Source organism: Pseudomonas sp. GW823-FHT02E01, assembly GCF_058797535.1.
Window position 1 is genome coordinate 312,561 of record NZ_JBXAJS010000002.1, and the last position, 21,057, is coordinate 333,617.

Below are 21,057 nucleotides of genomic sequence, written 5' to 3' on the forward strand. Positions count from 1 at the left end.
GACGGCTTTCTACTTAGTGTTCGGTCTTCGCATCCTCGGCACAGGAAGGTCGAGCAAGTTCGCGCTTCTTTCAGGCTAACCCCTGCACATGAGTTAGCAGTAGTGATGGGACATGCTTTTTAAAACTTTGCTATAACCAATTCTATCGACTGTTTTTCAGGCTCGTTCCAATAGCCCTTAGCTCATCCTTAACGCGAGCCAGAATATCCTCCTGCGGCACTTTCGCCTCATCAGCTTTGATACAGCAATAAACAAATAAAGTTGAGGGGTGGATACCCAGCGAAGACGCTAACTCATGGATTTTTTCGAGGCTCGGCGATTTCATACCTCGCTCTAGATCGCTCACGAAGGGTTGGCTCGGCCCTATGGCCTCTTGGGGCAGACCTTTGCTAAGTCTGATTTCGCGAACTGCTAACCCGAAAGCCTTCTTCAGTTCCATTTGCCATGCTCGCAAAAGGAAAGATGAAGCCTTTGCAAAGGAAAAATCTCTATACTCTATAGAGTATATTAAGGAAATGATGTCATGTTCAGAACCCCTATCGCAGCAGAAGAGCCATTATTTGGCCAGCTATTCGGCGAGGATTACCGAGTTTGGAAGTATGTTGAGCTGACGCTCCCCCATGTTTGGTTCTATGTGACCATTGTGGAGAGGGTCCAAACTATCGAAGTAAGAAGCATCCTGATGATCGATAGCGTCGCGCTTTTAGAAGATCTTCTGTCAGCGCCATACTCCGGGCGCACCGTGGAGAGCATTTACGTGGTCACGCCTGGCAGACTAAATGGGACTGGCGACTGGCGTATGGAGCGTTTGCTGCGCATAGAGCATCTGAGCGAACAAGACTCCGTCGCTCATCTCTATGTAGTAAAAAATAACACCACCTACGTCGATGGCGATCGCGGTTTGACGACACGGATGTGTACCCAACGAAGCGTGATTTTTACCGAACGCCAAGAGCAGTCAATCTGATTTATTGAGATCGATTGTCGGCTACCAGCCAGCTAGGAATGGAGTAGAGCGAGACTTTACCGTCAAGGAGCGCCTCTATTACTCCTAAAGTGACAGCAACGCTGTTCGGCAGTCGCTTCGCATCCGTAGCTCGGCCTAATGGTTATGTCATGGTAGCCGTTTGCCCCCCCAATGCCCCCCTTGGGACTCGAAACTGATAGCAAAACACCTGAATGCGGCGCTGCCCGATGACTTAGTATTCTACGGCAGCTCTTCCAGCAATCCCTGAATCATGTGGCTCATGTCCAATGCCCCAATGCCACTGACTATCCCACTGAAGACCCTCGTCATATGCCCATTGCGAGAGATAACTTTCGGCCAGATGCAGATACTTCGGGGAGCGATCCATGCTCATCTTGTTCAGGAGTCCCCGTGCATCCATAAACAGACTGCTATCACTACTACCTACAGCAGATACAGGGCAGTGGAGAAATGCGGCTTTGACAAGTGCGCGTGAAAATCACGACGAGGGGCTCACCCCTGACGCCGCATATATCCCGCGAAAAGTGGAACGGTAAAATCCAGATAGCCGTGATCGGTGCTGTAGATCATCCCTTTAGAAATAATGTTCGCCCGGGTTGGACCGAGCGATGACAGGGCGCGTCCCATTGTCCTTGCGATATCAGCCATGGCATATGGTCCATCGCCCAGCTCCGACATGGTCTTCACGAACTGAACCTCTGCCTTGGTCAGTCGATCAATACGGACCCTGAAAAAACCCTCATCAAGTGAAGCCAATGTCTCAGCATAAGAATGACTTACGTCATCGAGGGTGATTTCTGACCCTTCGGCATTGTTCCAGGCAACTGAGGCCCATTCTTGAAGAAAGAAGGGATACCCTTGTGTTTGATTAACGATGGCGCTAAGTGCAGCAGGTGCGATTGATACACCTTCATTCAGTATCGGTTTTTCAATGGCCTGAGTAGCAGATGCCGGCTCCAGCGCACCAATTCTTGGGTAAAGAAAAAGACGTTCGGCGTATGACTTTGCATCTCCCGCGAGCCGAGCAACCTGCGGAAGACCAGCACCGACGAGAAGTATCGGGTGGCCTTCTTGAGACATACGATGGATGGCAACGATTAGTGCAGAAAGATCAGCCTCTGAAAGGTACTGCACTTCATCAATAAGAAGAATCCAGCCTTTGCCCGCAGCCTTTGCTGCACGGCCGATCACGTCGAAGAGATCGGGAAGATCATATTGAAGATCTCCACTATCAGCGAGTCCAGGCTCTGGTTCGAGGCCGATCTCGACACCCGCGATTGCGATCTTGAAAATAGACGCGAATCCGCGCAGCCCCTTTAGTCCACGAGTAGCAATTTGTTTCGCAGCCGCTACACCCGACAGTGAGCGCATGACTTTGCGCATTTCAGGATAGAGAAGACGAGCAAGACTCTCGCTTTCCGGGGACTCAACCTTCGAGACGAGAAGGCCTTCTTCCTGAGCAATTCTGCCAATTTCATTAAGCAGAACCGTCTTGCCGGTTCCTCTCAATCCAAGAAGCATGATCGACCGGGCGCTCCGTCCATTGATGGCTCGGCCACATGAAATTCTCGCGGTCTCAAGGACTGCATCACGCCCCGCGAGCTCAGGCGGCCTACTTCCCGCGCCTGGCGCAAAAGGGTTGCGGTACGGATCCATCGTTCTTACCTCCTATGATCTCTACCATAATATAGGGTGTTATAGTGTTTTTTGCTATAAACCACTATATTTCGATAGTTTTGAGTAGTGAGGACAGGTTTGCTCGGCATTTCATCCTTAGATCCGCCAAGGGCCAATACCGAGACGTGACGAAAAAAACGAGGGAAAGGAACGCCCGAATTAAAGCGACTACGCCCACGCCATTGTCGCAGAGCTAGAAAAGGTGACGCTCGTAGTATCGTGTGCAGGCGCCTGGCAGCGATGGGAAACTACTGGCCAGTAATATTTTTGAATGTCAGCTTTTGGCTGTGGCTGCCTGTCTCGAAGGGCTGCAACCGACCCAGGCTGTGTGAAAACGCATGCACCGTTTTGAAGTCTGCGTTGCTACGTAAAATCTGCCAGCGTTTGGTTAACCAGCAGACCGGAAAATTGCGTAGGAACGCGATTTTCGTTTCAGTCCTGACTGTCAAACCTGCTCTAAAACGTTTTCACACGGCCTGGACCCTTTGCAGTCATTCATATAGTCCCCTCGAAGCGGTTATCTGGCGAGAACTCTCGCCTAATTGGGTGTCGGGTTTCATCAGGCCACTACACTGTGAGTCATAGCGCTAATGGCAATGTGCTCTATAGTGGCTGAGTCATCAGGAAAGGGAGGTCAAAATGGCAGCGCATAGTGATGCAACAGGTTATCTTTTAGCTCACCGAGATTCGGTCAACGAAGCGTGGTTTCACGCGGTGTGTGAAGCCGCAATCAACTCAGACGGAGGCAACCTATCTCCAGATGAGCTTGAGCGCCTCTGGAGGCTGTTTTGCGAGCTGGAAACCTTTGCACCTGCGGCAGCTACTCCCCCGGCGCTGAAGGCAAATGCACGCGACGCAATCCAACCGTTTCATCTGGAGAGTCTGTCGGACTTCTCCGGATTTAAGAAATTAGGCGGCATGCTAAGGTTGGATCTATCGAAGCGTATAACACTAGTGTTTGGTCGGAATGGCGCAGGGAAATCGAGCCTATGCCAGGCATTTAAAATCCTGGCAAATCCTGAGAAGCCAAAAGAGCCCCTGAATAATGTTCGTTCTTCTAGCAAGGTTCTTCCGTCCTTTAGCTATAAGCTGCGGGGCGGCTCTGTACAAAATTGGACAGAGCTGGACGGTTTTGGTGGCCAGGCTCAGGCTCTGAAATATTTTGACTCCGCAGTTGCATACAAACACGTCAATAGCTCTATCTCACCAGAAGCTGTCGTGGAGTTGAGTGCGTTTCGATTAGAGTGCTTCGATTATGCACGTGAGTATTTGAAGCAGTTTCAGGCTTACGGTGGATCTAAAATTGCTGAGTACCGGCAGGATGCCGATAGGAAGATTGCCGAAATTAAGCTGGGCGCTCATGCAGTTATAGATACAAATACTGGGGTTTTTAAGGATTGGAGTGCAACCAATTGCGAGCCTATGCTTTCTTGGATAGGGACGGTGAGCTTTGGTGAAGAAAAGCGCCTGCAAAAGGTAGAAAAGCAGGCACGGCTTGAGCAGCTTAAGGGTGCGACGAGCGCGGAGGGGCAACAAGCCCTCACTCTGAGGAAAAGCCTGCTAGGCCAAGTAAAACAATCATTGGCAAATTTCGTTCAGCAGTGCGGAGGTTTTTCATACTCTGCCTACAATCAGATTCTGCTTTCAATCCAGCAAAAGCAGGCTGCAAGCATTGAGCTTGCAGGTGCTGTATTTTCCAAAGACCTGGATGTGGCAGGCCAGCAGAAGCTTCTCTCCGCAGCTGCTGCATTGCGGCCATTTGTTCCTGCTGAAAACTGCCCGCTGTGCCGTCAGACACTAGAAAATGATGCTAAGGCACTCTTCCTGGCCTTCCATAATCACTTGATTTCAACGGTTCAAACGGAGCTATACGCCCTAAATACTAAACAGCAGGCTGAGCACTCCAAGAAAAGAATGATCGAGGGCTTCGCAGAGATAAATTACTCACAATATTCGAATGTGTTGAATGCCGATTTCTTGCGCGCAGCCTCGGATCTGATCACCTCAGTCAAAGCCTCATTGCAGGCACCTCTAATTGATCAGGCTGCGCTCGATGCTTACTCTCGTTACGCCGAGCTGAATGCTTATATCGAAGCGGTTAATACAGAGTACAACAACGCTGACTCCGCTTTGACGTTAGCGTCGAATGGGTTGCAAGCGCTGAACGAGGAGATTTCAAAGCTCGCAACAGAAATTGGTGTACTGAGCATCGATGAAACCGCATCTTCCGTGCGCCCTCAAATCGAGACGATTTGCCAAAATGCGATTTCCTTTGCTGGCGTCGCCAATGTGGTGGAGTCCTATAACTTCACATCACGCCTGTCCGCGCTGACCGCACGAAAGAAGGATGCGCACACAGCGCTCGTTCTAGGTTCGTTTGTACCGTATTTGGATGGAGAGTATCGCCGTCTCTGTGGTGCCTCGCTGGAACAAATTGGTGTCCGCCTGGCCAACCAAGGAGCTGATGCGATAGTTCTTCCGAAAATCGGAGATGAGCTGGTGCATCGCGTGCTGAGTGAAGGCGAGCTTAAGGTTCACGCACTTGCCTTGTTCATGTGTGAGGCGAGCGTCGCACCGCACCAAGTCCTGATTCTGGATGATCCAGTCACTAGCTTTGACTACAACTATATCTCTAATTTTTGTGAGCGCCTGCGTGACTATGCGAAGGATAATGCACAGTCGCAACTGATCGTATTGACACACAATTGGGACTTCTTTGCGAACCTCCAGAATACGTTAAATGGTTCAGGACTGAGTGGCGCCTTCTCCGTGCAGGTGCTGGAAGACTGTGCGACGGTATCTGAGTACGTAGAGAAATGGGAGGAGCTATGTGGGCAAATTGATGGCTACATTGGCCCACAAGTCGAGATCAGTCCTGATGAAAAATCCAAGCTTTCTGCTCTGCTAAGACGCTTGGTGGAGAGGTTAACGAACTCCTACGTATTCAATGAGCAACGTCACCAGTACAAAATCAGAACGTTGCAGGTTTCCAACTTTAAGGACTTCGTGAAGTTGGTGCCATTGCTTCCGGTAGAGGCGGACAGGCTCAAGGATTTATACGCTAATCTGAGCCCGCTTGAGCATGATGATGTGCGCAACTATTACTCCACCAAATCCATCTATCAATTTGGCACCTGGTACGATGAGATTAAATCAATAAAGAATGCAGTTGAGGGACGGCGCACCTAACGCGCTACGCCCTTGGCAGATGGCAGTGCGGCCTTGTCTATTGGGCAGTCGCCCGCATCAGAAAGCTTGCGGCCAAAAGGAATGAGTACCCAGAGCTAGCTGCACGGCTGTGCGGGCGAACTGAATTTCGCGCGCTGGGCGCCTGGGCATAGAAGTGATCAGATCATTGGCGGATGTCCGCTAATGGCCGATTCTGTTGAAAAAGTCGGTTCGCCCAAACAGCCTGGTCATTGACTGGTTAAAACGCCTTTTTTACACACTGCTACGTGAAATCTGAGTCCGGAAGCCTCTGCCGAAAGTAAAGATTTCAATCTCGGACGCATACTTTTCTGCTGCGGAAACCATGGTCGACTTTTTCAACAGAATCGGCCGATTACTGCCCTTGGCGAGAGGCAGAAAACGGCCAGAATCGGACATTCGGCATGCGCCCTTACGCTTGCTCATGCTTTCCATCACACAGCGTTCTGCGTTCTTGGGTAAGGGCTCGCTTCACCTGCATGGTCACGAGCAGTGATCATGCAGGGATGACGGGCAGTTTGAAAACTAGTGTGCTGGGTACTCAGCGAGTACTTCATCAGTACCTGCTTTGGTCAGGCCGATGACTTGGTAGACTTCCTGCGGTCCCTCGCCCTCCATCCCGGGCGAGCCTGCCGGCATGCCGGGTACAGCAATCCCGAGAAGGTCGGTGCGCTTAGTCAACTCGACTATTTGCTCGGCAGGCACGTGGCCTTCAACAAATTTCCCATTGATCACCGCAGTGTGGCAGGACGAGAGGCGCGGAGCGACGCCCAGCTCCTGCTTGACCGCGCTCATGTTTGTGTTTGTTTCTACATGATCAATGACGGTGAAGCCGTTCGCTTCAAGGTGCTTAATCCACTTCTTGCAGCATCCGCAGTAAAGCTCTCGATAGACATCAATCGTCAGAGGTTCAGCAGCGTGGGCAGCCGAGCCGATAAACAGAACCGCAAATGTCGCGAGGCGAAGTGCCCGGCCGGAACGACGAAAATTATTGCGCATGAGTGTGCTCCTTGCCATCGGCATGGGTATGAGTCTTTGGCTGAGCGGCTGAAGGTGCAGGAGCATGGGCGCCGCTTGTGTCGCCGTGGTGAACGTCAGCTTCGGCGAGTTCTTCAGCTCCGCCTGCATCATGGTGATGTGAAGAAGTCGCTTCTTCTTGACCATCATGCTGACCTTCGTGGTTATGCATCATGGACTCACCCCCACCGTGCTGATGGCCACCGCTGCTCGCGGCTAACGCTCTGTATTCCTGAGCATCCATACCCGGAAGCTGCTGAAGAAAAGCAACCATTCCCCAAATATAGGGATCAGACATGCTTTTACCCCAGGCAGGCATGCCCGTGGACTTGATACCGTGCTTGATGATCCAGAACGCTGCTGCTGGGTTTCCATCGACACCAAGCTTCGACAAGTTGGGAGGTGCCGGATAGAGGCTCTTACTCAACTCGGTTTGCGCGAGCTCTGGAGCCAAGTGGCAACCAATGCACATAGCATTGTAGTTGCCAGCACCTGCACGAATGAGCGCTTCGTCTGTCAGGTCGGGGACTTCAATGTCTCGGGAGCGTACTTCGATCGATCGATCCCGAGCGGTTGAGAGTAGGGAGTGCACGGCCTGCGAATGGGGGTCATCGGCGCCCACATTAAACACCCCGAAATACACGACACCGGCGCCTACAATGGCGGCGACCACACTGGCAGCAGTCAACGTTTTTATTGTTCTTTTCATGTCAGCCCCTTAGAACCACATGCGAATACCGGCTACAAAGCGAGCTTCGTTGGTATCTTCCCCTTCATCGCTGGCCAGGTCGGCGGTCTTGCCGTAGGAGCGATTCCAGGTAACCCCGATATAAGGGGCAAACTCACGAACAATCTCATAGCGCAACCGCAAGCCCACTTCGGTATTGGCTAATCCAGAGCCAATGCCGCGCTGTGGGTCGTTTTTCCCGTAGAAGTTCACTTCGGCGGTCGGCTGCAAGATTAAGCGGTTGGTGAGCAGAATGTCGTAATCACCTTCTAGTCGAGCGGCGGTCTGGCCGTTCTCGCCTATGAAAGCGGTTGCTTCAGTTTCGAAGTTGTAGAGGGCCATGCCCTGGATCCCAACAGCCCCCCACGTCTGCGGTGAACCGGGTTTGAAGTCCTGGCGCACACCGGTGACAACATCCCACCATGGACCGATGGAATGGCCCCAAAGCGCCTGGAGTTCGGCATCTTCCGTCACACCATTAGTACGCTCACCTTCCGAGCGTAGCCACAAACGATCGACGTCGCCTCCGATCCAACCTTTGGCATCCCAACTCAGAGCGCTGCCGTTATCCGCGTCTTGATATTCAAATTTATCCAGGAGGACGAAAGAGTTGAGTTTCTTGTCATGCACGCCATGACCTGCGACAGGCGGAAAGGCGGCCTTACGATCAGCATCGGTCAATACAGGAATGGGCGTCCGACTCATGGTGGTTACCCCAGCATCCATATTCATGGTGCTGTGATCCATGCCCTCCATTTGGCCTTGGTCCATGTTCATATTGCCGTGATCCATTGCCCCCATGCTGCTATGGTCCATGGTTCCCATCGAACCGTGATCCATCTTGGAGTGATCCATCTCTTCAGCCGCGGAAGCGATACCAACAAACACAGAGCTGACTGAAACCGTCAACGCCATCAGGGTCGGACGTAAAAGCTTAAGGGTCATGGTCTCAATCCGCTTTTTTAGTGTTTGAGTCATGATCCATCGACTCGTGATTCATTTTGCTGTGGTCCATCGTTCCATGGCCCATAGAACCGTGATCAGACTTGGACTCACTTGTCTTGGTCTTATGCTTTGTTGCTGACTTGTCTGTGTCGGCAGCAGCGTAAGCGTGCTCGGCATTGCCTTCCCCAGCTTGTACCAAGGGCACTCCACTCAATATGCCGATGGCAAGGGCGCAACCAATCAATGACTGACGATTCAGATATCTGCTCATAATCCGTTTCCCTTACTCATCAACCCGTACTTCACGGAACATGCCCATTTCCATGTGAAACAGCAGGTGGCAGTGATAGGCCCAGCGTCCCAGGGCATCGGCGGTGACGCGATAGCTGCGTTTGGTACCGGGTGGCATGTCGATCGTGTGTTTGCGCACCATGAATTTTCCGTGCTCATCCTCGAGGTCGCTCCACATGCCGTGGAGGTGGATGGGGTGGGTCATCATGGTGTCGTTCACCAGCGTGATGCGCAGGCGCTCGCCATACTTGAGGCGCAATGGCTCGGCGTCGGAGAATTTGATGCCATTGAATGACCAGGAAAACTTCTCCATATGGCCAGTCAGGTGCAACTCGATCGTCCGATTGGGCTCGCGGCCATCAGGGTCCTGGAAAGTGCTCTTCAGATCCGCGTAAGTGAGCACGCGACGGCCGTTGTTCCGTAGGCCAATACCCGGGTCGTTGAGCTTCGGCGTAGTGCTCATGGCTTGCATATCGACCAATGGGTTATTGGTCTCAGAGGCTGGGTGCGACTGCATCTCCATGCCACCCATGCCAGCCATTCCTGACATGTCACCATGGTCCATACCAGCCATCTTGCTGTGGTCCATGCCGGCCATGCCGGACATACCGCCCTGGTCCATACCAGTCATCTTGCTGTGATCCATCCCGGCCATGCCGGACATATCACCTTGGCCCATACCGGCCATCTTGCTGTGATCCATGCCGGACATGTCACCTTGGCCCATACCGGCCATCTTGCTGTGGTCCATACCGGCCATCCCGGCCATGCCGCCCTGGTCCATGCCAGTCATCTTGCTGTGATCCATACTGGCCATGCCAGACATGTCACCTTGGTCCATGCTGGCCATCTTGCTGTGATCCATGCCGGCCATACCGGACATGTCACCTTGCTTCATGGCGCTGTGGTCCATACCGGCCATGCTGCCATGGTCCATCCCCCCCATCCCCATGTCATCCATGGTCAAAAGCGGGCGCGGATCAGTTGCCGGTACTGGTGCGCTCAGCCCCTCGCGCAGGGCCAAGGTGCCGCGGGCATAGCCGGTGCGATCCATGGACTGGGCGAAAATGGTGTAAGCCTCTGCGCTGGCAGGTTCGACGATCACGTCATAGGTTTCCGCCACGGCAATGCGAAACTCATCGACGCTGACCGGTTTGACGTGCTGGCCGTCGGCCGCCACGACGGTCATTTTCAAGCCTGGAATACGGACGTCGAAGTAGCTCATGGCTGAGCCGTTAATGAAGCGCAGGCGAAGTTTTTCCCCCGGTTTGAAAATCCCGGTCCAATTGCCGTTAGGGGCCTGGCCGTTCATTAGGTAGGTGTAGGTATCCCCACTGACGTCGGCGAGATCGGTGGGGTTCATTTTCATTTCGGCCCACATTTTCCGATCCGCCACCGCCGCGGACCAACCCTTCTGGCTCACATCGCCGATGAAGTCGCCTACGGTCCGCTTGTGGTGGTTGTAGTAGTCCGACTGCTTCTTGAGCTTGGCCATGACTCGGCCAGGATCTTCATCGGTCCAGTCAGACAACATCACCACGTAATCGCGGTCGTATTGGAAAGGCTCAGGCTCTTTGGCATCGATCACGATCGGCCCGTAGACACCGACCTGTTCCTGCATGCCCGAGTGACTGTGATACCAGTAGGTGCCGTTCTGATGCACCTTAAATTTGTACTCATACATGCCATCGGGCGCGATGCCGTGAAAGCTCAAGCCCGGCACGCCATCCATATTGGCCGGCAGGATGATCCCGTGCCAATGGATGGAGGTGTCCTGATCCAGGCGGTTCTTCACCCGCAGTGTGACCGTATCCCCTTCACGCCACCGCAGCAGAGGCCCCGGCAAAGTGCCATTGATGGTCATGGCTGTACGCGGCGAACCGGTGATGTTTACGGGGGTTTCGCCAATGAACAGGTCAAATTCGTTACCGGTGAGAACACTCGGCAGACCCGGGCTGGTTACGGCCCATACAGGAGTGCGCCACAGACCAAGACCGCCGAGAATGCCACCAGCGGCCAGGCCTTTGACGAAGGTCCGCCTAGAGGTTTTGGAATGCATGCCGTTTATATCCAATCAGTCAAAAGGGAAACCGTGCGAAACACACTGAGCGTTGTGCTTATCGGTTAGGGGCGTGCTCTCAGGAGTGCGTCGCGAATCCAGATGAGCCTTGCCCGCCGCCGCAAATGACAAAATTCATACGGCAGGCGAGCGCTGAAATTGCCACACTTTAACCACCGAAGTGATTACATTTCTGTCAGCTTGGGATCGCATCAATTCGCTGAGTATTTGGCTTGGTTGACAGCCTTGACGTTGCTCTGAGCTACAGGTGCTTGATCAGCTCGCTTTTGGGTAGCTTGGTACACTTCCATTGCGTTCTTCTTTGCTGCTTCCATACGAGCGAATGTCCGGTCGCCACCGCCTGAGGCCATAGCCAGAGAGGAGGCGGTCAAAGCGGCAACGATCAACAGTGTTTTCATGGATTTCATTGGGGGTATCCTCAAATAAGATTTGCTTAACCCGTTGAACCCACATCAAGAGATGATTCGCGGGGGGGAGTGAGCTCAAAGCTCGATGTAACTTTAAGACTCTCCCCCTGTCAGGAACCTTAGGTGAAAATTACAGTTCTGTAAGGTTTTGATTTTCTGACAATATTTTGAAAGAACAAGCGAGAGCAGGCCGCTCCCAATTGCTCAAAAATGATAGCGCTTTGATGCTTCAGTTCATGTTCGGCTAATAATTGGTCGCACAAATCCCCCTTACTGGAAGTCGTGCTCGCTAATCCGTGGAAGTGTGCTGAATATCCGACTTGAACTGTTGAAGCAGGCTTATTGGGAAGGGCTAAGTTCAACGGTAATGTGAACCAACTCCTCATGCGCTGACAAGAGATCCTTGAAGTAAGCGGGCGGTGCATTTTGGTCCGTCGTCAAACTCAGGATGTGCAAGCAAATGAGCAGCGTGAGCCCCCTGAAGCAGATCAGCGCCCTCAGGCTCTGATGCTGGCAGGAAAGCCCCCCCCTTCAATTACCGCACGTACACGCTCCGGTTTTCCGTCGCTTTCAACGTTGACCTCATCGGTGATAAAAGATGTCCGGTCAGTGGGTATGGAGGCCTGCGGCGAGTGGGTAGAGTTCAGTTGCCCTCACCGGAGTTAGTCATCGCCGATGCTGGTGGCGACGCCGCTGCATCTTCCAGCCGCTCGATGCGCCGTTGCAGTTCGGCCACCTGGTGCTCTAGGTGAACGACATGGCTTTGCGGCGACTTTCCATCGCTGAAGCCCCACCCTCGATCTTCCTTGTACAACATTGCCCAGATCCACAGGAACGGCCAGATCGCATGCAGGGTGAACATGCTGACCCAACCGGTCACATGGATCGCGTCCTGATGAGGGTGATTGCGGCTCACGGCGATGTTATAGGGGATGTCATGCAGCACGAGGATTCCGTAAAACAAGACTAACCCGACAAAAATTAAGAGGCCCAAAGCGAAGTAATCAAGCATGACTCCCTCCGTTCGTCGTCAACGAACTACTCACGTCAGTCTAGTCAATCGTCTGGAGATCATGACTTGGCCCCGGGGCGTTAGACTGCTGAATATCCGACTTGGCATGTTGAAAGTAGCCCTATTGGGAAGGGTTACGTTCAACAGTAAGATCGACGCTGGTCCGCTGGAATTTGACCGTTGTCTGCGCGGCACCTTCAGCTGTGCCGTGACTTCACTTTATATGTATGTTCCTCAGCCTCAATGCATTGAGGACGACGGATGCAGAGCTCACACTCATGGCGATGGCCGCGACTATCGGTGATAACAGATGTCCAGTCATTGGGTAAAGAAGGCCTGCGGCGAGCGGAATGCCCATCGAGTTGTAGAGAAACGCGAAAGCCAAATTCTGCCGCATGTTTTTTACTGTCGCGACAGAAAGGGCTCTCGCCCGAAGAATCCCCATCAAGTCGCCTTTTACCAAGGTAAGCTGTGCGCTGTTCATCGCGACATCTGTCCCCGTCCCCATTGCGATACCCACATCTGCTCGTGCCAGAGCCGGCGCATCATTGATACCGTCGCCAGCCATGGCAACCCGGCGACCGTATTGCTGAAGGTCTGCGACTAGACGTTCTTTGTCCTGAGGTTTTACTTCACCGTGCACCTCCTCGATGCCCATCTCTTTGGCTACTGCACGGGCCGTAGTAAGACCATCACCAGTAGCCATGATGATTTTCACATCGTCGGCCTTGAGCTTGGTGACAGCCTCTTTGGAGGTTGGTTTGATTGGGTCTGACACTGCCAGCAACCCTGCCAATAATCCGTCGATAGCAACGTAGATGATGCTGATTCCCTCAAGCCGTAACTGCTCTGCACAGTTTCTCAGGGGGCTGATATCCACACCGGCATCTGCCATCAAGGCCGTGTTACCCAGTTGGACTCTCTTACCGTTCACCATTCCGCTGACGCCAATCCCAGATCCGGACTCGAACGATTCAGGCTTGGTCAGTACAAGTTTTTCAGCTCGGGCGTGATCAACGATTGCGTGAGCCAGGGGATGCTCACTGCCCTGATCGAGGCTGGCGGCCAGTTGAAGGACTTCATGGGCAGTGAACTTCTGCGTGGCCTCCACGCTGTGAAATTCCGGGCGCCCCTCCGTCAGGGTTCCTGTTTTATCAACGATCAGCGTGTCGATTTTGCAAAGGTTCTCGATCGCGCTGGCATCTCTGAACAGCACACCCATGCTGGCCGCGTTACCTGTGGCAACCATGATCGACATCGGCGTTGCCAACCCCAACGCACAGGGACAGGCAATGATCAGCACGGCGACCGCATTGATCAGACCGAAGACCCAACTGGGTTCAGGACCGAAGAGCCCCCACCCCACAAGAGTCAGGATGGCCACGGTGATGACGCCCATCACAAAATAGCCGGCGATGGCATCGGCCATGCGTTGCATGGGCGCTTTGGAGCGCTGGGCACGGGCAACCATCTGTACGATCTGCGACAACACGGTCTCAGCACCCACCTTCTGCGCTTCCATCACCAGGCTGCCATGGGTATTGAGCGTAGCCCCGATCAGGCTATCTCCGATCCTCTTCATCACCGGCACGGGTTCACCCGTTAGCATCGACTCGTCGACCGCGCTTTCACCCTCCAGGACGGAGCCATCAACGGGAACCTTTTCCCCCGGCCTTACCCGCAGGTGATCCCCCTTGTGCACATGTGTCAGCGGAATATCTTCCTCTTGGCCATCGGCATTGAGCCTGCGTGCCGTCTTGGGTGACAGCCCCAGAAGGGACTTAATCGCGGCAGAGGTTTGTGATCGCGCTTTGAGCTCAAGCATCTGGCCCAACAACGTCAGTGAAATGATCACTGCTGCGGCTTCGAAGTAGACCCCGATGCGACCGTCTTGTATGAAGGTAGCGGGAAAACTCTGGGGGAATAGTGTGGCTGTGACGCTGTACAGATAGGCTGCCGCTGTGCCCAGGCCAATCAAGGTCCACATGTTTGGACTGCGATGACGAATAGAGTCGATGCCCCTCACAAAAAATGGCCAGCCCGCCCACAGGGTCACCGGGGTGGCAAGGATGAGCTCAATCCAGTTCTGTGTCGCCCCATGGACCAGTTGCAGCGAGTGTCCCGCCATGGCCAGTACTGTGACAATAATGGTGAGTGGCAACGACCACCAAAAGCGGCGAGCGAAGTCCTTGAGTTCGGGGTTCTCTTCCTCCTCAAGCCCAGGCATGACCGGTTCCAATGCCATGCCGCACTTTGGGCAGGTACCGGGCCCGGACTGGCGTATCTCCGGATGCATCGGGCAGGTGAATTCTGCGTCCATCAGTGACTCATTTACCGGCTTCGGATCGCTAGCAGGTTTGGCATCCGACGAATTACCCGCATAACGGCCAGGCTCAGCTCGAAACTTCTCTTGGCACTTCAGGCTGCAAAACTGATACGTCTGCCCCTCATAAAGCTCGTTGAACAGGCTCGGTGGGGTAACGGCCATGCCGCACACCGGGTCGCGCAAACCTCCATCCAGGGGTTTTACAGAGTGAGAATGATGATGGTCGTGATGACTCGTCGCGTCGGGCATGACTAGCTTCCTTTCTCATCCTTGTTGGCCTCGGTTGGATGACCATCTCGGCTGTGACCACCATGGCCATGCCCCAAAAAATGCATCAAAGGACAGGCCAACAGAATCAGATACGGCAGGTAAGGCGAAACATGGCCGAAGTGTTCCCGAACCAGGTAGAACGCACCGATTGCAACCAGCATAATCAGTATCACGCCGGCCTTACTTCTCCAAAATGGTGAACGAACTTTTTCAGACACATGTGAATGGTTTGGCATGGTGCGGTCTCCATTGTCCGGACAACGTTGCTGCGACGTCTGCAACTGAGAGTAGTCAATGCTCGTTTGAAGGCTTTGATACTGATCAAGCCTCTGTTACTTCACCTCAAGCTGACCCACCATTCCCAACTGGTAGTGCCCCGGAACGTTACAGGCGAACTCCAAACTGGTGCTTTTGTAAAAGGTCCAGATAAGTTCTTTGGTTGCGCCTGGCTCGATCAGAACGCTGTTCGGGTCGTTGTGTTCCATACCAACCATTTTCATACCCCCGCTGCCGTGCTCCATGTCGGCCATTGCTTGCCCGTGCCCACTGGGGGTAAGGGTGCCGTTTTGAAACATGGTTGCCATTTCTTTTTGGTGGGCGGCATGGGCAGCAGCTTTACCAATGTTGAACTCATGCAGCAGCGAGCCCTCATTGCGCAGGACAAATCGAACCGTCTCTCCTGGTTTGACACTGATGTTTTCGGATACGAAGAAGATGTCGCCCATCCTCACTTCAATGGTGCGATTCACGTCGGCGGCCGCTCCCAGTTGGCCAGTGTCATCTTTTCCATGGCCTACGCTGGCCATGGCTGAAGTTCCCAGGAGCAGAACCATTACAGCAATCAGCGGTGTGGCAAATTTTGCTTTCATAACGACCTCAAGAACGAGAATGAGTAGGCGCTGGCTATGTTAAGGAAACGGAGCTGCCAGCTAACTGACCTGAACACTACATTTCTGTCAGTTTCCTGAAATAAAGTACGGGGCCTAAACAACGCCATTTCATCTAGATTGAATGCGTAAAGCTTCAAGGTAGAGCCGCTATTACTGACTTTCTGAAACCATGAGTTTGTGTTCACGTTGCATTTGGTTCAAAACGTCATCAACGACTTTGTCGTGCTTTTCCATCCAGGCGAGGTGCTGCACGGGTGCCATTGCTGCATCGGGGTGGTCCTGATGCAGCTGGCCCAAAATTTCTCCGAGCATTTTTATGTGCTCTGCCATGTGCGCATCACGCTTTCCAGCAGGGGCTTTTTCGGCCTGAACCAGGACGGCTTCGGCTTTGTCTCGCATAGTGCTAATGCGGTCGATCACTCGGTCTCCACCCCCTTCAGCCCAGACCGAGGCCGAGAGCAGAATTGAGCCAGCAAAAAACAAGGTTTTGAGGTAGTTCATTGGGGCGCTCCTTCGTAGGAATGTTGTCCGGCTCGACAGGACCTTGCTCACCGGAGAGGCGGATGAACACTTCAAAGTGCTCATGCTCGAACCCTAGACAACGCTCGCTGACATCTACCTGAGCCCAATATTACATTTCTGTCAGTTGCTGGTTGGCTGGACGGATTCGTTGCAAACTCACTCCTATCATCACTTGAGAGCCACCCCCATGAGACTTTTGGTTGCGGAAGACGAGCCAAAGATAGGTATCTATTTGCAGCAAGGCCTCACTGAGGCGGGCTTCAACGTGGATCGCTATACCAATGGTACCGAGGCTCTTCAACATGCCTTGAGCGAAGCGTATGACCTGCTGATTCTGGACGTCATGATGCCGGGTATGGACGGGTGGGAAGTACTCCGGAAGGTCCGCGCCTCCGGCAAAGATGTCCCCGTGCTTTTCCTGACCGCTCGCGACCGCGTTGAAGATCGGGTCAAGGGACTTGAAGCCGGCGCTGATGATTACCTGATCAAACCCTTCGCATTTTCTGAATTGCTGGCTCGGGTCAGAACGCTGTTGCGTCGCGGCAATAGTGCTCCCGCTCTTCCCAGCATGAAACTGGCTGATCTTGAAGTCGACCTGCTCAAGCGCAGGGCCATTCGAGGAGGTAAACGCATAGACCTTACGGCCAAGGAATTTGCGCTATTGGAGTTGCTGCTCCGACGCCGGGGCGAAGTGCTGCCAAAATCGCTCATCGCCTCGCAAGTCTGGGACATGAACTTCGACAGCGATACCAACGTGATCGAGGTCGCGGTTAGAAGGCTCAGAGCGAAGATTGATGACGACTTTGAAGTCAAGCTGATCCACACCGCACGTGGTATGGGCTATATGATCGACTCACCGGATTCAGACTCGGAATGAACCGTCTATCCCTAACGACACGCATGAGCCTGATGTTCATGCTTGCGGTGACGGCCGTCCTCACTGTCGCCGGGCTCAGCTTCAACCACCTCAGCCAGCATCATTTCAAAATGCTGGATCAGCAGGCCCTGACCGAAAAGCTCGAATCCACTCAGCGAATCCTGGGAGATCTGACCAGCGTCGATCAATTCAACGAGATAAAGCCCGAGTTACAGGCTTTGCTCGGGGCCCACCGTGATTTGACAGCCATCATCCTGGACAGTGAAGGAACGCTGCTTTTCGCTGATCCAAGACCAATCAACGTTCCACAACAGTTTCGCACGACGTCAAACAGCAATGTGTGGGAGTGGCAGGAACAGGAGCAAATGTTCCGCGGGATGACGGCGGAAGCGATGGTTACCGGCCAGGAAAAGCCATTTACGGTCATCTTGATCTTTGATGTCACTCAGCATATGTCCTTCTTCACGACGCTTCAGCGCTGGTTCTGGATAGGCTTGGTAATCAGTGCGCTCGTCAGTGCGGGGTTGGGATGGATGGTTGCAAGCAGTGGTATGCGTCCAATTCATCAGGTGACCAGGGTCGCGGCTTCGATGTCGGCTAAATCACTCAAAGAGCGCATTCCATTAGCGCCCGTTCCCAAAGAGCTTCAACAATTGGTCTCTTCGTTCAACGCGATGTTGTCCCGACTGGATGATGCTTTTGTCCGGCTATCAAATTTTTCTGCGGACATTGCTCACGAACTGCGTACACCGGTCAGCAATCTGATGACTCATACGGAAGTGGTCCTCTCCAGAAAACGGGACATCGAGGACTATGAAGACAATCTGTACTCAAATCTCGATGACTTGAAGCGTATGGCGCGAATGATCGATGACATGCTTTTTCTGGCGAAATCTGACAATGGCCTGATGACGCATGAGGACAAACCAATAGACCTATTGGAGGTAGTGGAAAAGTTGCTGGAGTACTACCGCCTGCTAGCCGATGAGCGCGGTATCAGCCTCACGGTTTCAGGCCAAGGCAGTGTCCGAGGCGATGTGCTGATGCTGCACAGAGCCATCTCGAACCTGCTTTCGAATGCCCTGCGCTATACCCCGGAGGGACAAACCATCAGCGTGGATATCCGCCAGGAACGGAAGAAAGCAATCGTGACGGTGGAAAACCCAGGGGAGACCATTGCCCCCGAGCACCTTGAAAAGCTCTTCGATCGATTTTATCGCGCTGACCCCGCACGGCGCGAAGGAAGTCCAAGTAACGCAGGGCTGGGATTAGCAATAACTCGGTCCATTATCGAAGCTCATGAAGGCAGGATCTGGTGCACTTCATTCAATGGGGAAACCTCGTTTCATATGGAGCTCCCTAGCTCCGGACTGGAACATGCGTAAATCCGGAAACGCATAGGTAGAGGACATAGGCACTTACCACAGGTAAACAAAACGCCTCATTGGAACAAAGATTGCCCCCCCTTGCTTCTCCTAGAAGGAGTGAGCCGTCTAGGGACTGAGAGCTCCGTCAGAAAGTCAACGTAACGCTGATCGTGCACGTGAAAAACCGCATTGCCTGCCCTCAGCGTTGGACCAGAGAGCAGCCGCGAAGCTTACTGAATTGTAATCGAACCGTCGGCGGTCATGTGGCATCGTGTCCTGGCTCAATGACGTGGCTACCTTGATCCATTACCTGGGCTCAGTGCGTACCAGGACGCGGTATTCGCTTGGTATTTGCCAGTGGTTATAACCAGCATCGAGAAATAAAAACTAGAACTTCCCCACCAAACCTCAAACCAACAGCTTCTGCTGTGAGGAGCCCTGCATGTCTTTCTTTAAAACTACTACCGTAGCTGCTGCACTTACCGCTGGTTTGCTATTGAGCGCTATGGCCCAAGCACATCCAAAGCTCGTGTCCGCTACCCCTTCGGAAGGTTCGACCTCCGCAGCACCTTCCAAAATTGAACTGCATTTCTCGGAAAACCTCGCAACCCAGTTCTCCGGTGCGAAGCTGATCATGACCGACATGCCGGGCATGCCAAACTCTCCAATGGCTGTTAAAGCGGGTGTCTCCGGCAGCGACGATCCGAAAACGATGGTCATCACGCCCTCCGCTCCACTCACCACTGGTACCTACAAGGTTGAATGGCGGGCAGTCTCTTCAGACACTCACCCAGTAACAGGTAACCTTGTTTTTAAAGTGAAATGATCCATGAGCGACTCAATCAATATCGCCGTTCGCTTCGCTCTTTACATGGACCTCATGCTGCTGTTCGGATTGGCCATTTTTGGTTTGTACAGCCTCAGGGGAAAAGAGCGAATATCCGGCGCCGTCTTGAACTTTGAGTCGCTAGTTTTCGGCACAGTCGTTGTTGGTGTACTTCTGTCTCTCGCGGCCATGTTGTTACTTGCCAAGGCAATGAGTGGTGTTTCCGAATTTATGGAGCTTCAGCGCCATATCTTCGAAATGGTGCTTATGGGGACCGATGTCGGGCTCATGTGGATGGTCCGCATAGCTGCCCTTGTTTTAGCGGGTATCAGCTTGACGCTAAACAAACGCTTTCCGACCCTCAGTTTGTGGGTAGTTACCTTGTGCGGTGCCGTCGCGTTAGCCACCCTCGCTTGGACTGGGCATGGCGCTATGGACGAAGGCAATAAGCGTTACATGCATTTCGCCAGCGACATCTTCCACCTGTTGGCAGCAGGAGGCTGGCTCGGCGCCCTGGCGGCATTCGCTTTATTGCTGCGTACGAAGATACTGAATGGTGAACAAGAAGTGCGAATTCTCTCTCGAGTGCTTACCGGCTTTGAGTCAGCGGGTGCATTGATCGTAGTGAGCCTAGGTTTCACCGGCGTAGTGAACTATCTGTTCATTGTAGGCCCAACACTCGATGGTATGGTGTTTAGCACTTATGGCGTGCTGCTTTGTCTGAAAATTTTACTATTTGCAGCGATGCTCGTATTAGCCACGATGAACCGTTTTCACTTGAGCCCACTTTTAGCGCGATCGATCCAGAGTGGAGAATACACGGGTGCCGTTAATGCTTTGCGGCGCAGTATGGCCCTGGAGTTCTCAGTGGCAATAATCATAGTGTGTCTAGTCGCTTGGCTTGGAACCTTGAGCCCAGAGATGGATATGGGTGTCTTTAACAATTAGGTTTGTCACAAGATATCTAGCTTTGTCACAGATTAAGTAGGTTTGTCACAAGGGCCCTCGAGGGTAAAATGTTTACCGCGTCGCACCAAGTTGAACGCCGAGGCGACTGAGAAAGTAGCCAGTGTTGGGTGCTTCAGCTTAACGGCTCATTGCTATTGAACTGGGCATGAGCACAACGACGCTTGACCTTACCCCAGCGGCAAGGTCCAGAATAATAAAAGGGGCGGTCAGAGGTTAATCGTAACCTACGTACGCCCCTCTACAGCTGCCACTGTCCTTACCTTCTGGCAAATCCGCAGTCTCTTGCCGGCACCTGCCAGAAACCAAGGTAGTAGATGAGGAGAGCCGCCATGCGCAACGCCATTACCCACACCGCCCTTGCTACCTTCATAGCCCTTGGAACTGTTGCCACGGGATTTGCCGAACAGACCAAAGCCCCCGCCCAAGGCAGTTCCGAGACTGAAAAGGGTGAGGACATGCACATAATGGACGGCAACCATATGCCGATGATGGACATGCAGGAGATGTCCAAGATGATGAAAAACTGCAATGCCATGATGGAGAACATGAACCAACACATGGGCACTGAGCCTCCGAAGGGCGATAGCAAGGCCCAATAGCAGTCTGGTTCACGTCTGCCGTCTCTGTTTCCCGCCCCGGGCGATATGGGCTGTTGCTCC

Annotated in this window: 20 protein-coding genes; 7 read left to right on the forward strand and 13 right to left on the reverse strand. The window is 53.1% G+C overall.

From position 1 onward, the window contains the following. Positions 1-142: 142 nt before the first annotated feature. The gene (locus AC1RDQ_RS05190; RefSeq protein ID WP_492586603.1) at positions 143-439 is read right to left on the reverse strand and encodes a helix-turn-helix domain-containing protein; all 297 of its coding nucleotides are present in this window, start codon (positions 437-439) and stop codon (positions 143-145) included. A gap of 84 nt (positions 440-523) precedes the next feature. Here AC1RDQ_RS05190 and AC1RDQ_RS05195 point away from each other — a divergent pair, with 84 nt between their 5' ends. Then, positions 524-967, forward strand: a complete 444-nt coding sequence (locus tag AC1RDQ_RS05195; protein ID WP_492586604.1) for a hypothetical protein — start codon at positions 524-526, stop codon at positions 965-967. Between the two features lie 513 nt (positions 968-1,480). On the opposite strand, the gene AC1RDQ_RS05200 is transcribed toward AC1RDQ_RS05195, so the two are convergent. Further along, positions 1,481-2,644, reverse strand: coding sequence for a DUF8462 domain-containing protein (locus AC1RDQ_RS05200; protein WP_492586606.1), 1,164 nt, complete (start codon positions 2,642-2,644; stop codon positions 1,481-1,483). Positions 2,645-3,304: 660 nt separating this feature from the next. On the opposite strand from AC1RDQ_RS05200, the gene AC1RDQ_RS05205 reads away from it, so the two are divergent. Further along, complete coding sequence (locus AC1RDQ_RS05205) at positions 3,305-5,854, forward strand: AAA family ATPase (RefSeq protein ID WP_492586608.1); 2,550 nt, start codon at positions 3,305-3,307, stop codon at positions 5,852-5,854. A 543-nt stretch (positions 5,855-6,397) separates the two neighbouring features. On the opposite strand, the gene AC1RDQ_RS05210 is transcribed toward AC1RDQ_RS05205, so the two are convergent. The 11 genes from AC1RDQ_RS05210 to AC1RDQ_RS05260 all read right to left on the reverse strand — a co-directional run bounded on the left by AC1RDQ_RS05210 (position 6,398) and on the right by AC1RDQ_RS05260 (position 16,338). Beyond that, the gene (locus AC1RDQ_RS05210) at positions 6,398-6,871 is read right to left on the reverse strand and encodes a DUF411 domain-containing protein (RefSeq protein WP_492586610.1); all 474 of its coding nucleotides are present in this window, start codon (positions 6,869-6,871) and stop codon (positions 6,398-6,400) included. After that, positions 6,861-7,598, reverse strand: coding sequence for a c-type cytochrome (locus AC1RDQ_RS05215; protein ID WP_492586612.1), 738 nt, complete (start codon positions 7,596-7,598; stop codon positions 6,861-6,863). The genes AC1RDQ_RS05210 and AC1RDQ_RS05215 overlap by 11 nt, the downstream gene beginning before the upstream one ends. Before the next feature lie 9 nt (positions 7,599-7,607). Then, entirely contained in the window at positions 7,608-8,594 is a 987-nt protein-coding gene (locus AC1RDQ_RS05220) for a copper resistance protein B (RefSeq protein ID WP_492586614.1), read from the reverse strand. Further along, on the reverse strand, positions 8,566-8,832 hold the full coding sequence (locus AC1RDQ_RS05225) for a hypothetical protein (RefSeq protein ID WP_492586616.1): 267 nt from the start codon (positions 8,830-8,832) through the stop codon (positions 8,566-8,568). Before AC1RDQ_RS05225 ends, AC1RDQ_RS05220 begins: the two co-directional genes overlap by 29 nt. Positions 8,833-8,844: 12 nt before the next feature. Then, on the reverse strand, positions 8,845-10,911 hold the full coding sequence (locus AC1RDQ_RS05230; protein WP_492586618.1) for a copper resistance system multicopper oxidase: 2,067 nt from the start codon (positions 10,909-10,911) through the stop codon (positions 8,845-8,847). 212 nt (positions 10,912-11,123) lie between these two features. Next, on the reverse strand, positions 11,124-11,339 hold the full coding sequence (locus AC1RDQ_RS05235) for a co-regulatory protein PtrA N-terminal domain-containing protein (RefSeq protein ID WP_492586620.1): 216 nt from the start codon (positions 11,337-11,339) through the stop codon (positions 11,124-11,126). A gap of 643 nt (positions 11,340-11,982) precedes the next feature. Further along, positions 11,983-12,351, reverse strand: coding sequence for a DUF3302 domain-containing protein (locus AC1RDQ_RS05240; protein ID WP_492586622.1), 369 nt, complete (start codon positions 12,349-12,351; stop codon positions 11,983-11,985). A 214-nt stretch (positions 12,352-12,565) separates the two neighbouring features. Continuing rightward, positions 12,566-14,926 (reverse strand): heavy metal translocating P-type ATPase, encoded by a 2,361-nt coding sequence (locus AC1RDQ_RS05245; RefSeq protein WP_492586624.1) that lies wholly within the window; start codon positions 14,924-14,926, stop codon positions 12,566-12,568. A gap of 2 nt (positions 14,927-14,928) precedes the next feature. Further along, a complete protein-coding gene (locus AC1RDQ_RS05250; protein WP_492586626.1) occupies positions 14,929-15,183 on the reverse strand; it encodes a DUF2933 domain-containing protein in 255 nt (84 codons plus the stop codon). Positions 15,184-15,279: 96 nt separating this feature from the next. Beyond that, positions 15,280-15,816, reverse strand: coding sequence for a cupredoxin domain-containing protein (locus AC1RDQ_RS05255; RefSeq protein WP_492586627.1), 537 nt, complete (start codon positions 15,814-15,816; stop codon positions 15,280-15,282). Between the two features lie 171 nt (positions 15,817-15,987). Continuing rightward, positions 15,988-16,338 carry a co-regulatory protein PtrA N-terminal domain-containing protein gene (locus AC1RDQ_RS05260; RefSeq protein WP_492586629.1) on the reverse strand — a complete coding sequence of 117 codons (351 nt, stop codon included), beginning with the start codon at positions 16,336-16,338 and terminating at the stop codon, positions 15,988-15,990. A gap of 208 nt (positions 16,339-16,546) precedes the next feature. Between AC1RDQ_RS05260 and AC1RDQ_RS05265 the strand changes: the two genes are divergently transcribed. The 5 genes from AC1RDQ_RS05265 (at position 16,547) to AC1RDQ_RS05285 (ending at position 20,997) form a co-directional block, all read left to right on the forward strand. Then, complete coding sequence (locus AC1RDQ_RS05265) at positions 16,547-17,236, forward strand: heavy metal response regulator transcription factor (protein ID WP_175388670.1); 690 nt, start codon at positions 16,547-16,549, stop codon at positions 17,234-17,236. Beyond that, positions 17,233-18,621, forward strand: coding sequence for a heavy metal sensor histidine kinase (locus tag AC1RDQ_RS05270; RefSeq protein WP_492586630.1), 1,389 nt, complete (start codon positions 17,233-17,235; stop codon positions 18,619-18,621). The genes AC1RDQ_RS05265 and AC1RDQ_RS05270 overlap by 4 nt, the downstream gene beginning before the upstream one ends. A 424-nt stretch (positions 18,622-19,045) precedes the next feature. Next, positions 19,046-19,429 (forward strand): copper homeostasis periplasmic binding protein CopC, encoded by a 384-nt coding sequence (gene copC, locus AC1RDQ_RS05275; protein ID WP_108231543.1) that lies wholly within the window; start codon positions 19,046-19,048, stop codon positions 19,427-19,429. Positions 19,430-19,432: 3 nt separating this feature from the next. After that, the gene (gene copD, locus AC1RDQ_RS05280; protein ID WP_492586632.1) at positions 19,433-20,377 is read left to right on the forward strand and encodes a copper homeostasis membrane protein CopD; all 945 of its coding nucleotides are present in this window, start codon (positions 19,433-19,435) and stop codon (positions 20,375-20,377) included. Between the two features lie 350 nt (positions 20,378-20,727). Beyond that, entirely contained in the window at positions 20,728-20,997 is a 270-nt protein-coding gene (locus AC1RDQ_RS05285; protein WP_492586634.1) for a hypothetical protein, read from the forward strand. The last annotated feature ends 60 nt before the right edge of the window (positions 20,998-21,057 follow it).